The sequence below is a fragment of the Rhodococcus parequi genome (assembly GCF_046042785.1).
GTDB lineage: Bacteria > Actinomycetota > Actinomycetes > Mycobacteriales > Mycobacteriaceae > Prescottella > Prescottella parequi.
Genome location: NZ_JBDLNV010000001.1, coordinates 778,091 through 788,816, shown reverse-complemented (window position 1 = coordinate 788,816; position 10,726 = coordinate 778,091). Strand labels below are relative to the sequence as shown.

At 69.5% G+C, this 10,726-nt stretch carries 15 protein-coding genes; 8 read left to right on the top strand and 7 right to left on the bottom strand.

What is annotated here, in order from left to right; translation table 11 throughout:
* Positions 1–3: 3 nt before the first annotated feature.
* Complete coding sequence (locus tag ABEU20_RS03785; protein ID WP_420163029.1) at positions 4–480, bottom strand: DUF4383 domain-containing protein; 477 nt, start codon at positions 478–480, stop codon at positions 4–6.
* A gap of 173 nt (positions 481–653) precedes the next feature.
* Here ABEU20_RS03785 and ABEU20_RS03780 point away from each other — a divergent pair, with 173 nt between their 5' ends.
* Together ABEU20_RS03780 and ABEU20_RS03775 are read left to right on the top strand one after the other, a co-directional pair.
* Positions 654–1,079: a hypothetical protein gene (locus tag ABEU20_RS03780; RefSeq protein ID WP_420163028.1), complete on the top strand. Its 426-nt coding sequence runs from the start codon at positions 654–656 to the stop codon at positions 1,077–1,079.
* Positions 1,080–1,115: 36 nt separating this feature from the next.
* Positions 1,116–1,286, top strand: coding sequence for a hypothetical protein (locus tag ABEU20_RS03775; protein WP_420163027.1), 171 nt, complete (start codon positions 1,116–1,118; stop codon positions 1,284–1,286).
* A gap of 13 nt (positions 1,287–1,299) precedes the next feature.
* On the opposite strand, the gene ABEU20_RS03770 is transcribed toward ABEU20_RS03775, so the two are convergent.
* The 5 genes from ABEU20_RS03770 to ABEU20_RS03750 are packed head-to-tail and all read right to left on the bottom strand — an operon-like array spanning position 1,300 to position 6,281.
* A complete protein-coding gene (locus ABEU20_RS03770) occupies positions 1,300–2,607 on the bottom strand; it encodes a UDP-glucose dehydrogenase family protein (RefSeq protein ID WP_420163026.1) in 1,308 nt (435 codons plus the stop codon).
* 8 nt (positions 2,608–2,615) lie between these two features.
* On the bottom strand, positions 2,616–3,536 hold the full coding sequence (locus tag ABEU20_RS03765; RefSeq protein ID WP_420163025.1) for a glycosyltransferase family 9 protein: 921 nt from the start codon (positions 3,534–3,536) through the stop codon (positions 2,616–2,618).
* A complete protein-coding gene (locus ABEU20_RS03760) occupies positions 3,533–4,222 on the bottom strand; it encodes an SDR family oxidoreductase (RefSeq protein WP_420163024.1) in 690 nt (229 codons plus the stop codon). The genes ABEU20_RS03765 and ABEU20_RS03760 overlap by 4 nt, the downstream gene beginning before the upstream one ends.
* Positions 4,219–5,658, bottom strand: coding sequence for a PfkB family carbohydrate kinase (locus ABEU20_RS03755; protein WP_420163142.1), 1,440 nt, complete (start codon positions 5,656–5,658; stop codon positions 4,219–4,221). Before ABEU20_RS03755 ends, ABEU20_RS03760 begins: the two co-directional genes overlap by 4 nt.
* 5 nt (positions 5,659–5,663) lie before the next feature.
* On the bottom strand, positions 5,664–6,281 hold the full coding sequence (locus ABEU20_RS03750; protein ID WP_420163023.1) for a D-sedoheptulose-7-phosphate isomerase: 618 nt from the start codon (positions 6,279–6,281) through the stop codon (positions 5,664–5,666).
* 121 nt (positions 6,282–6,402) lie between these two features.
* Here ABEU20_RS03750 and ABEU20_RS03745 point away from each other — a divergent pair, with 121 nt between their 5' ends.
* Positions 6,403–7,014: a flavodoxin family protein gene (locus tag ABEU20_RS03745; RefSeq protein ID WP_420163022.1), complete on the top strand. Its 612-nt coding sequence runs from the start codon at positions 6,403–6,405 to the stop codon at positions 7,012–7,014.
* Positions 7,015–7,086: 72 nt separating this feature from the next.
* Here the strand turns inward: ABEU20_RS03745 and ABEU20_RS03740 are convergent, their stop codons facing one another.
* A complete protein-coding gene (locus ABEU20_RS03740) occupies positions 7,087–7,344 on the bottom strand; it encodes a DUF6480 family protein (protein ID WP_420163021.1) in 258 nt (85 codons plus the stop codon).
* A gap of 191 nt (positions 7,345–7,535) precedes the next feature.
* Here ABEU20_RS03740 and ABEU20_RS03735 point away from each other — a divergent pair, with 191 nt between their 5' ends.
* The 5 genes from ABEU20_RS03735 to ABEU20_RS03715 are packed head-to-tail and all read left to right on the top strand — an operon-like array spanning position 7,536 to position 10,725.
* Entirely contained in the window at positions 7,536–8,216 is a 681-nt protein-coding gene (locus tag ABEU20_RS03735; protein ID WP_420163020.1) for a hypothetical protein, read from the top strand.
* Positions 8,217–8,221: 5 nt separating this feature from the next.
* Positions 8,222–9,265 carry an SRPBCC family protein gene (locus ABEU20_RS03730; RefSeq protein ID WP_420163019.1) on the top strand — a complete coding sequence of 348 codons (1,044 nt, stop codon included), beginning with the start codon at positions 8,222–8,224 and terminating at the stop codon, positions 9,263–9,265.
* A gap of 26 nt (positions 9,266–9,291) precedes the next feature.
* Positions 9,292–9,690: a gas vesicle protein GvpJ gene (gene gvpJ / locus ABEU20_RS03725; RefSeq protein WP_420163018.1), complete on the top strand. Its 399-nt coding sequence runs from the start codon at positions 9,292–9,294 to the stop codon at positions 9,688–9,690.
* Positions 9,687–10,469 (top strand): GvpL/GvpF family gas vesicle protein, encoded by a 783-nt coding sequence (locus ABEU20_RS03720; RefSeq protein ID WP_420163017.1) that lies wholly within the window; start codon positions 9,687–9,689, stop codon positions 10,467–10,469. The genes gvpJ and ABEU20_RS03720 overlap by 4 nt, the downstream gene beginning before the upstream one ends.
* A 1-nt stretch (position 10,470) precedes the next feature.
* On the top strand, positions 10,471–10,725 hold the full coding sequence (locus ABEU20_RS03715; RefSeq protein WP_420163016.1) for a gas vesicle protein GvpG: 255 nt from the start codon (positions 10,471–10,473) through the stop codon (positions 10,723–10,725).
* The last annotated feature ends 1 nt before the right edge of the window (position 10,726 follow it).

Below are 10,726 nucleotides of genomic sequence, written 5' to 3'. Positions count from 1 at the left end.
CGGTCAGTCCACTCGCCTCGCCGCCGGCTCCGCGTTGCGTGTCTCCAACGGCGGGAGAAATCCACCGATGAGGATCATCGCCACCGCGAGGCCCAGGTGGAGCCAATTGTCGGCGTCGTTGACCGGAATGAAATTGGCGGCGTCGTCGCGATCGATCGAGACGCCGTAGATCCACACCGCGAAGTAGACGATTCCGCCGCCGATCAGATATGTCCGGGCGAGTCCCATGCTCCGGGCCATCAGGATTCCGGCCACACCGAAGGCCAGGTGGATGATGTTGTGCAGTACCGATACCTCGAATATTCCGAGCAGCTTCGCATCCGAGTGATGACCTGCCCACGTCATCGTGTCGTAGTCGGTCGTGATCCCGGGGATGAAGCCCAGGATTCCGACGACGAGGAACACGACGCCGAACGCCAACGCCACCATCTCCGTTGCCGAGCGCTTCCGAGCGGATGTCCGCCGAGGGTCGCTGGACATCTCTCACCCCTTCCGTTTCGGGTCGTCCACCAGCGGGATACCCGCGATCACGAAGGTCAATCCCGCTTCCGCCCGACACTTTCGTGTGTCGCGATCCCGGCGAGTGGGTACTCGGCATGCACGAGGAAACCCCGCCGTCGGCCCTGGCGCCGGCGGATCTCCAGGAGGCAGTCATGACGCAACGACCGGGCGAACATCTGGACGAGGAACCGCAGTCCGAACGGGGCGCTCCCGGGTCACGCGACACCGGCGCCGACGACCCCAGCGCAGGTGAGCACCGACGCGAGGGCGCCTTCGAGGAGGAATCCATGACCTCGTCGGGCGAACCGGGCTGGCAGCGCCCCTCGGACGCCGGGGGTCACGGATCGTCGTCCGAAGACGCCGCCGTGCCGCCGTACGACGATCGCCAGACGGAGGCGAAGTCGGCCGAGCACATGCGTGCCCGGGCCGGAGATCCCGACGGCACCGGCGAGGCACAGCGAAGCGGCGTGGAACACGAACAGCCGTCTGCGTCCGACGAAGGCGTGGGACCGGCGCACGAGCCGGGCACCCGGCGAGGTGAGGATCACCCGCCGGAGACGACCCACCCCGAGCAGTAGCGCCCCGGAACGAAGGCACGACAGGAGGTAGAGCCGATGGAAATCCTGGTCATCGTCGCACTCGTGGTGATCATCGCCGCGGTGAACGTGCGCTGGTGGTATCGCCGGCGTCGCGGCGACGCGCCGACGCCCGAGGCCGGCACCGCGGAGGGCAAGACCCGTCAGATGAACGACGTGCACCGCGAACGCCGGCAGAACGACTCGTGAGCGCCCTGGGCCGTCACCATCGTCCGATTCCGTGGTAGGAGAAGCCGCATGCGGCCAGGGCCGCGGGGTCGAGCAGGTTGCGCGCATCGATGACGAGGGGCCGCTGCACTTCCCGCGCAGCGGCGCTCCAGTCGACGGCGCGGAACTCGGGCCACTCCGTCAGGACCACGACAGCCGACGCGCTCTTCACGGCCGCCGCGGAGTCGTCGACCACCTGGAACTCGCCGTCGGTGTCGACAGCGGACGCGCGTTGTGATCCGCACGCGGGGTCGTATGCGGTGACGACCGCGCCGCGGACGCACAGGTCGTGCACGACGGCCAGTGCGGGGGATTCCCGGATATCGCCGGTGCCGGCCTTGAACGTCAGCCCCAGAATCCCGATCCGATGCCCCTCGAGCGATGCCCCCGGGTCTCCCGTCAGTTCCTCGGCGATCCTCGCCACCAGCCGCTTTCGATGACGCGTATTGGAAAGCACCGCGGCCTGCACGGTGTCCAGCACCAATCCGACACGGCGTGCGGTGTCGATCAATCCGCACGTGTCCTTGGGGAGACAGGAACCGCCCCACCCCGGCCCGGGTGCCAGGAAGGATCCGCCGATGCGCGGGTCGGCGGCCATCACGGCGGTCACCTCCGACACGTCGGCGCCGACCGCGCTGCACAGGTCCGCGAGCTCGTTCGTGTAGGAGGCCTTGACCGCGAGGAATCCGTTGCACGCGTACTTCGCGAGTTCGGCGCTCTCCCAGTCGGTACGGAAGACGGGAGCGGCAACCGAGTTGTACAGCGACGCGACGGCGTCGACGGCATCACCGCTCGGTCCGCCCACCACGATGCGCTCGGGCCGGAGGAAGTCCGCGACGGATCGGCCCTCGCGCAGGAACTCGGGATTGCTGACGACGCCTATTCGACCCGTCCCGAGTGAATCCTGGAGCGCGCGAGCACTTCCCGGAGGGACGGTCGACTTCACCGCCAACGCGAACAACCCCGGGATCTCGTGGGAGATCGATTCCGACACCGACGTCACGCTGCCCAAGTCGGGTGCACCGTCCCGACCGGGCGGAGTGGGCAGGCAGAGAACCACGACGTCGCAATCGGCCAGCGCATCGAGACCGGTGTCGAAACGGACTGTCCCGTCACGCAATCCGCTGCCGACGAGATCGGCGAGCTGCGGCTCCAGGATGTCGACCGCGCCTCGACGCAGTCTCGCGACACGAGTGGCATCGTTGTCCACACACCGCACCGAGTGCCCCAGGTGCGACAGACAGGCGGCGGTGGTGAGCCCGACGTATCCGGCTCCCACGACGCCCACCTGCCGTCCGGTCATCGTCGACCTCACCTCACCAACTGTGCCGACGCGGCCGTCACCACGGCCTCCGCCGCGATGTCCGCCAGTCCGGGGTCGAGGCGCGCGGCATGCGGGTCCCCGCGGCGGCCGGACCACACCACGGTGTGCAGGTCCAGGTCGATCCGCGGCCCCCACGTCAGCGGGGGTGTCGGCCCGAACAGCACGACCGAACGCGTCCCGAATGCCGTTGCCATATGGGCCGTTCCGGTATCCCCGCAGATCACCAGCCGCGCATGCGCCACGAGCGCGGCGAGCTCGCCCAGTCGACACGGGACCGCGCGCCGAACCGGCACGCGGGGCCCCACGGCCCGGCACACGTCGTCCACGAGCGCCCGCTCCCCCGGACCACCGGTCACTACGACGGCGCCCCCGAACGCGTCCGCCAGCTCCCGGATCACCGCGGCGAACCGATCGGCGGGCCAGCGACGGGCCGCGCTCGCCGCACCGGGGTGGACGACGATCGCGCCGACGACGGGCGCCGTCCGGGGGCGCCGGATCCGCAGATCCGCCGGGTCGGCGGGCACCCCGTGGTGCAGCAGCAGCGCGCACCACCGGTCGACTTCGTGCAGCCGCTCGTCCCACTCCGGACCGTCCGCCCCGATGTGCGGATCCCGGTGGCACCAGACGGCGCCGGGGGCGGAGCGGCGCAGCAGCGTCGTGCTCTGCGGGCCCCGCCCGTGCAGGTTCACGGCCAGGTCCGGACTCGAACGGTAGGCCATGGCGCTCAATCCGGACGTGGGCACGATGTCGTCGACGCCGCCGATCATGCCGACGAGGTCCCGCAACTCGATCGCGGTGGCCAGGCGTAGTCGCGCACGCGGAAACCCGCGCCGCAACGCCCGCAGCGCCGGGACCGCCGTCAGCAGGTCACCCATGCCCAGCGCCCGCAGCGCCAATACGTCGCTCACGGCCACGACGACTCTTCGGACGCGCAGACCACCATTTCCCGGATCTCGCACCCGGGCGGCTGACCCAGCGCGTAGACGACCGCCGCGGCTACGTCCTCCGGCCGATTCAGGTGCGCGTCCGGCGGCGGACGATACTGCTCGGTACGACCGTCGAAGAATGCCGTGTCCATCCCACCGGGTACCAGCAGGGTGACCCCGTACCGGCCGGCCGTCTCGGCAGCGAGCGCACGGGTGAAGCCCACGACCCCGAACTTGGCCGCGCAGTAGGCGGTTGCGTCGCTCACCGCCTTGAGCCCGAGGGTCGACGCGCAGGTCACGACGCGCCCGGCCGGGCTGGCCAGATGAGGCAGTGCGGCGCGCACGACCGCCGCGGTGCCCATCAGGTCGACGGCGACGACGCGCTCCCAGTCGGTCGCGGGCACGTCCTCCAGCTTTCCGCAGCAGTCGATTCCGGCGGCCGTGAAGACGCCGTCGAGTCGCCCGCCCACCCCGGCCGCGAGTTCGGCGGTCGCCTCGGCCACCGCGGCACTGTCGGCGATGTCCACGAGCCGGTAGGCGTGTTCGCTGTCGGGCACCGCCACGTCGAGCACCAGCGGTGTCCCTCCCGCCTTGGCGACGGCGGTGGCGGTCGCGGCGCCCAGGCCCGACGCACCGCCCGAGATGAGCACGTTCCCGATGTCGGTCACGGATTCCTCCCTTCGAAGCCGAGACCGGCGCGGTCCCGGAACACTTCCCGTTGCGATTCGATCGCGGCAACGACCTTCGTCGTCGAGTAGTCACCGAACGTCGGGATCGTCCGCACTTCTCCCCCGTTCCGCCGGACCGTCTCCGCCTCGGGAAGATCGGTCGACCGGTAGTCGCCACCCTTGACCCAGACATCGGGCCGCAGCCGCTCCAGGAGTCGACTCGGGGTGTCCTCGTCGAACATCGCGACGGCGTCGACGGCGTCCAGTTCGCGCAGCATCGCCGCCCGCGCGTCCTGGCCCAGTACCGGACGGCCGGCGCCCTTCAGCCGGCGTACGGATTCGTCGGAGTTGAGGCACACCACCAGCGCATCCCCGAGCGCCGCCGCCTCGCGGAGCAGGCGCAGGTGCCCTGGATGGACGAGATCGAAGCATCCGCCGGTGGCAACCAAGCGGCCGCCCGCAGCACGCACCCGATCCGCGAGGATCCGCGCATCCGAGCAGCGTTCGGTGGGCCGCCGGACCCGCCTCGACGCGGCGCCGCGGTCCGCGGTGGCCATCGAACCCGCGCCGCCGGCGGACACGAAACGGGACGCATGGTCGACCGCGACCGCCACCGCTTCGGTCACCGATGCGCCGCCGCCCAGTGCGGCGGCGGCGGCCGTCGCGAAGCGATCACCGGCGCCGCAGGTGTCCAGTCGGCCGGTGCGCAGCGTCACCGGCACCTCGGGGACCGGCACCACGTGGACGCGATGTCCGCGCTCGACGACGGTCGCACCACCCGAGCCCTGGGTGATCGCCACCGCCCGTGTCCCCCACTGTCCGAGCAGGCGCCGTCCGGCCTCCGCCGGCACCAGCGCTTCGGAACCGCCGCCGAGTGCCCCGTACGCCTCGCGCAGGTTCGGCGTGACCAGCGCACACTCCGGCTCCGGCGTCGCACCGCGCGGGTGCGGATCCCACACCAGCGGAACGTCTGTCGCCAGCGATGCGACCAGGGTCCGCAGACCGCGGTGCCGCGTCGTGCCGCGCCCGTAGTCGGCGACGACGATCACGTCGGCGGCATTCAGCGCACGCTCGACGGCGGACGTGACGGGTGTGCTCGCGGTGGTTCCGTCGCCGGAATCGATCCGCAACAGGTGCTGCACGTCGGTCCGGATCCGTGTCTTCGTGACCGTCGCCCCCGACAGGCCGAGCGGGACGACGTCGCAGTGTTCGGAGACGAGTTCGACGAGCCGACGTCCGTCCGCGTCGGCGGCAACCGCCGTCACCAGCACCACGTCGTCGACGTCGCGGGCCGCGAGCACGGCGGCCAGCGCGGCGCCGCCGGGCCGTACCCGAACGCTGTCCGCGTCGAACACCGGCACCGGTGCCTCGGGCGAGAGCCGCTCGACGTGGCCCTCGAGATCGACGTCGAGAAGCGAATCCCCCACCACCACCATGCGGGTCACGGCGTGGACCTCGGCGCCGTGTCCCTCGGTGTCGTGTCCCTCGGTGTCATGTCCCTCAGTGCCGTGTCGATCTCGGCACACAGCGCGTGCACGAGGACCAGGTGGACCTCCTGCACGGTCGAGACGCGGGGCGCGTCCACCGCGATGGCCTCGTCCACGAGCGAGGCCAACGGGTTGGGCTCGCGCCCGGTCATGGACCACGTCGTGACCCCCATCTCGTGGGCTGCCTTGGCTGCGGTCAGCACGTTCGGACTTCGCCCGCTGGTCGACAGACACAGCAGGATGTCTCCCGCGCGGGCGTGCGCCCGGACCTGGCGCGCGAACATCTCGTCGATTCCGTAGTCGTTCGCGATAGCGGTGGCGGACGACGTCTCGGCGTGAAGGGCGATCGCAGAGAGCGGCATTCGCTCCCCCTCGAAACGACCGACCAGTTCTCCCGTGAGGTGCTGAGCTTCCGCCGCACTACCGCCGTTTCCACATGTCAACAGTCTCGCGCCTCCGGGCAGAGCGGCGGCGAGGTGCCGGCCCCACCGCTCGAGAAGCGGGGTCGCGGCCACCACGACGTCGAGAGCCGCGTGGAGTTGCGATGCATGGTCGTCGAGATGCTCCGACATCGAGGCCTCCGATTCCGAATGCGGGCGTGGACGGGCTACCCGTGCCGGAGGGCGTCAAACACCGACCTTGCGGATTCCCCGCCGCACGCGTGAGAAGCCCGCAGCCGGGGTATCCGTGACCATGACAGAAGAACCGACCGCACTCGCCCTCGTCTGCACGCTCAAACCCTCCCCGGGGCCGTCGAGCAGCGACCTGATAGCCCACCAGGTGCTGGGCGAACTGGAAAAGCACGGGATCTCGGGACGAACGATCCGGGTCGTGGACCACCACATCGCCCCCGGGGTCGAGAAGGACATGGGAGAGGGTGACGAGTGGCCGGCCCTCCGGCGCGCAGTCCTCGAATCCGACATCCTGCTGATCTCGACGCCCACGTGGCTGGGGCAGATGGCGAGCGTCGCGAAACGCGTCCTCGAGCGCCTCGACGCCGAGCTTTCGGAAACGGACGACGAGGGACGTCCCATCCTGTTCGACAAGGTGGCCACGGCCGCAGTCGTGGGGAACGAGGACGGCGCCCATGCCATCGTCGCGAGCTTGTTCCAAGCCCTCAACGACATCGGGTTCTCCGTGCCCGCCCAGGGCTGCACCTACTGGAACGGCGAGGCGATGACTCCCGGCGACTACAACGACCTGGAGGATGTTCCGGAGGCGGTGGCCTCGACTAACTCGACCCTGGCCGTCAACGCGGCGCACCTCGCACGGGTGCTGCGGGAGAAGCGGTATCCGGCCACGTGAGCGCGTCGGTCGAGATGGACGAAGCGGCCCGCGCGAACCACCGTCGGGGCTGATCGCAGCGGGCGGCGTACCTCACCAGACGCCGGTGGCCATCAGGATCAGCGCGACCACCACCGCGGCGAAGACCACCACGATGAGGGCGACCACGACGATCGTGGCCGCGCCGGTCACCGGAAATCCGTGGCGCGTGTCCGGTTCGTGCTCCGACACGCCCGACGTCCCGCCCGACGCGGGCGGCGTCGACCCGGCGGGCACGCCTCCGCCCGGCTCGAGGTCCGGTGTGTTGCGGGGGTCGGGATCGGGTCCGTCGGCTGCTCGTGGATCGGTCATCTCGTCCTCCTGGTCGCTTCTCACCCGAGTACCCCGTCGAGCCTCGAGTCATTCGCCGCGCTCCGTGTGGGCAAGTGAATTCCCGATCCGTGTTTGCACGGTCGCCGAAGCGGCTATCCGATCGCGTGGAGCGTGTCGATCCGGGCCGGTGGGGTGCCGGGCATGTCCCTCCCCGTACGAAGGAACCGGTCATGAAAGGTGGCATGCGAGTCGCCCTCGGTGTCGCGGTCGGCTATTTTCTCGGCCGAACCCGGAAGATGAAGGTCGCGCTGATGCTCGCCGGAGCGGGAGCGACCGGGCGCCTACCCAGCAATTCCCGCGATCTGGTGCGCGAGGGCATCAAACGGCTCGGCGACTCGGCGGAAGTCGGGAAACTCACCGAGAGCGTCCGAGGTGAACTCACCGATGCAGCGAAACGCGCGGCGGTCGCCGCCGCGAGCAACCGGATCGACGCCCTCACCAATCGCATCGAGGGCGTCGGATCCGGCGTGGGCGAGGGCGTCGGCAAGGTGGGCGAGGACGTCGGCGACACCGTCGGCAAGATCGGTGAGGGACTCCTCGGCGGCAAGGAGTCGCAGGGCGACGAGAAGGAAGCGGCGCCGGAGGCGGACGAAGACACCGAGGTATCCGAATCCGACGCGTCGACGGATGAGCGCCCGCCCGCCCCGCGGCAGCGCAAGAAGCGGACCGACTCCGACGACACCGCGGGCGACGACGAGCAGGAGGAGCCCCGTCGCCGAGCCGCGGCGCCACGGACGTCGACCTCACGACGCAGCACCCCGCGCACGCGTAAGGACTCCGAGCCGAAGTCGCGTACGCGAACACGGTCGACCGCGTCCGCCGACGCACCCGTGCGCCGTACCGGGAGGTGAGAGCGATGACCGCAACGAAGGAAGGGACCGAGGAACAGGGAGCCGCGGCCGGCGGGGACCAACTCAAGTCGTCCCTGCAGCACCTCGTCGGTGCCGTCGCGCAGAAGGGGGTGAAGTCGCTGACCGATACCGTCACCTCGACGGTCGGCAACCTGGATCAGTTCACGGAGGGCGGCGGCGGTGGCGGTCTCGCATCCGCCGTCACCGGACTCGCCCAGGGCGAGTCCCCCGCGAAAGTGGCGCTCAAGGCCGGAATGTCGTCCGTGACGGGAAAGATCAAGGAGAAGGGGCGCGACCTCAAGGACGCCCTCACCGGCGGAGGCAAGGGTAAAGGTAAGGGCAAGCGGGACAAGATCACCAACATCGTCGAACAGATCGACATCGGCGCACCGGTCGACCTCGTGTACGACCAGTGGACTCAGTTCGCCGACTTTCCCCGGTTCATGAAGAAGCTCGAGCAGGTGGAACAGATCTCGGATGAGAAGCTGAGATGGAAGGCGCAGGTCTTCTGGTCCCACCGCTCCTGGGAATCCACGATCCTCGAACAGGTCCAGGACGAACGCATCGTGTGGCGCTCGAAAGGCGACAAGGGATATCTGGACGGCGCGGTCACGTTCCACGAACTCACCCCCGACCTCACCAGGGTACTTGTCGTGATCGAGTACCACCCGCAAGGCTTCTTCGAGAAGACCGGGAACATCTGGCGCGCCCAGGGTCGACGAATCCGTCTGGAACTCAAACACTTCCGACGCCAGGTGATGATCCAGACACTCCTGCATCCCGACGATATCGAGGGTTGGCACGGCGAGATTCACGACGGCGAGGTGGTACCTGAGGACGAACTCGAGGAGGAGCCCGAGGGCGACGAGGAGGACGGGGCCGACGAGGAGGACGACGGGGCCGAGGATGGCGCGGACGAAGACGAAGACTTCGACGAGAGCGAGGAGAGCGACGACGAGCCGGCGGACGAGCCGGCGGACGAGGACGACGGCGGCGAGGAAGCAGCAACCGGCTCCGGGGGGCGAGAGGACCAGCGGAGCAGCACGTAAGCGCCGCCGGGAGGAGTGATCGGAAGATGACCATGGTTCAAGGGGGCGGTGGCGCGGGCGGCCCCGGCTCCCAAAGCCTCGCGGACGTCGTGGACACGATTCTCGACAAAGGTCTCGTGATCGATGCCTACGTTCGACTGTCCCTCGTGGGCATCGAACTCGTCACGATCGATGCCCGCGTCGTGGTCGCCAGTGTCGACACGTATCTGCGGTTCGCGGAGGCGGCCAATCGCCTGGAGATTTCCGAGACCCAGCCGAAAGGATTGCCGGACATGGTGCAGGACATGACCTCCGGCGTTGCGGAGGGCAAGACGAAGGGCGCCATCGAGGCCGCCGGCGAGAAGGTGCTCGACTTCCTCGGCGGCGCACAGGACGAGCGCGAGAAGCAGCGCCGCGGGCACTCCGGTGGAGGCAGGGACCGATGAGCGAACAGGAATCCGCGCCGGACGGAGGGGGCCCCGTGGTGTACGTGTACGGACTGGTGCCCGCGGACGTGGAAGTGAAGGAGGACGCCACCGGCATCGGTTCCCCACCGCGGCCGCTGAAGACCGTGACACACGACGACGTCGCCGCACTGGTCAGTGAGATCGACCCGGATGCCCCGCTCGGCAGCTCCGACGATCTTCGCACTCACGCCGCCGTGCTCGACGCCACGGCAACGGTGGCACCGGTGCTGCCGTTGCGCTTCGGTGCGGTACTCACCGATACCGATGCGGTGGTAGCCGAGCTTCTCGAACCGTATCGAGACGAGTTCCACGAGGCGCTCGAGCAGCTCGAGGGCATGGTTCAGTTCGTCGTCAAGGGCAAGTATGTCGAGGACGCGATCCTGCGGGAGGTCCTCTCGGAGGAACCCGAAGCCGGACGTCTTCGCGACGCCATACGCGACAAACCCGAGGACGCGACCCGGGACGAGCGCCTGGCGCTCGGCGAGCTGATCAGCCGGGCGTTCACCGGCAAGCGCGAGCAGGACACCCGGCGCATCGTCGAGGCGGTCGAGCCCGTCGCCGCGGCCGTATCGGCGCGCGAACCGACCGACGACGAGGGGGCCGGTTCGGTGGCCGTGCTGATATCCGCGGACCGGGCGGAGGAGTTGGACGAGGCCGTGGCTCCACTGATCGACGACTGGCAGGGTCGGGTCGACGTGACCGTGACCGGACCGCTGGCCGCATACGACTTCGTGAAGACTCGGGCACCGGGAACCTGACATGGGACTCTTCTCGGCCGTGTTCGGGCTCCCGCTGGCCCCGGTCCGAGGTGTGGTGTGGATCGGGGAGGTGATACGCCGTCAGGTGGAGGAAGAGACGACGAGCCCCGCCGCGATGCGCCGTGACCTCGAGGCGATCGAGGAGGGGCGGCGTTCGGGACGGATCTCGGAGGACGAAGCCGCGCGGGCCGAGGACGAGGTTCTCCACCGGGTCACCCGCCGCAGAGACGTCGGCACCCCCCGCGAGGAGGAGTGAA

Coding starts and splice junctions, on each gene's coding strand:
- ABEU20_RS03785 (WP_420163029.1), bottom strand. CDS start 480: ATGTCCAGCGACCCTCGGCGGACATCCGCTCGGAAGCGCTCGGCAACG.
- ABEU20_RS03780 (WP_420163028.1), top strand. CDS start 654: ATGACGCAACGACCGGGCGAACATCTGGACGAGGAACCGCAGTCCGAA.
- ABEU20_RS03775 (WP_420163027.1), top strand. CDS start 1,116: ATGGAAATCCTGGTCATCGTCGCACTCGTGGTGATCATCGCCGCGGTG.
- ABEU20_RS03770 (WP_420163026.1), bottom strand. CDS start 2,607: ATGACCGGACGGCAGGTGGGCGTCGTGGGAGCCGGATACGTCGGGCTC.
- ABEU20_RS03755 (WP_420163142.1), bottom strand. CDS start 5,658: ATGGTGGTGGTGGGGGATTCGCTTCTCGACGTCGATCTCGAGGGCCAC.
- ABEU20_RS03750 (WP_420163023.1), bottom strand. CDS start 6,281: ATGTCGGAGCATCTCGACGACCATGCATCGCAACTCCACGCGGCTCTC.
- ABEU20_RS03745 (WP_420163022.1), top strand. CDS start 6,403: ATGACAGAAGAACCGACCGCACTCGCCCTCGTCTGCACGCTCAAACCC.
- ABEU20_RS03740 (WP_420163021.1), bottom strand. CDS start 7,344: ATGACCGATCCACGAGCAGCCGACGGACCCGATCCCGACCCCCGCAAC.
- ABEU20_RS03735 (WP_420163020.1), top strand. CDS start 7,536: ATGAAAGGTGGCATGCGAGTCGCCCTCGGTGTCGCGGTCGGCTATTTT.
- ABEU20_RS03730 (WP_420163019.1), top strand. CDS start 8,222: ATGACCGCAACGAAGGAAGGGACCGAGGAACAGGGAGCCGCGGCCGGC.
- gvpJ (WP_420163018.1), top strand. CDS start 9,292: ATGACCATGGTTCAAGGGGGCGGTGGCGCGGGCGGCCCCGGCTCCCAA.
- ABEU20_RS03720 (WP_420163017.1), top strand. CDS start 9,687: ATGAGCGAACAGGAATCCGCGCCGGACGGAGGGGGCCCCGTGGTGTAC.
- ABEU20_RS03715 (WP_420163016.1), top strand. CDS start 10,471: ATGGGACTCTTCTCGGCCGTGTTCGGGCTCCCGCTGGCCCCGGTCCGA.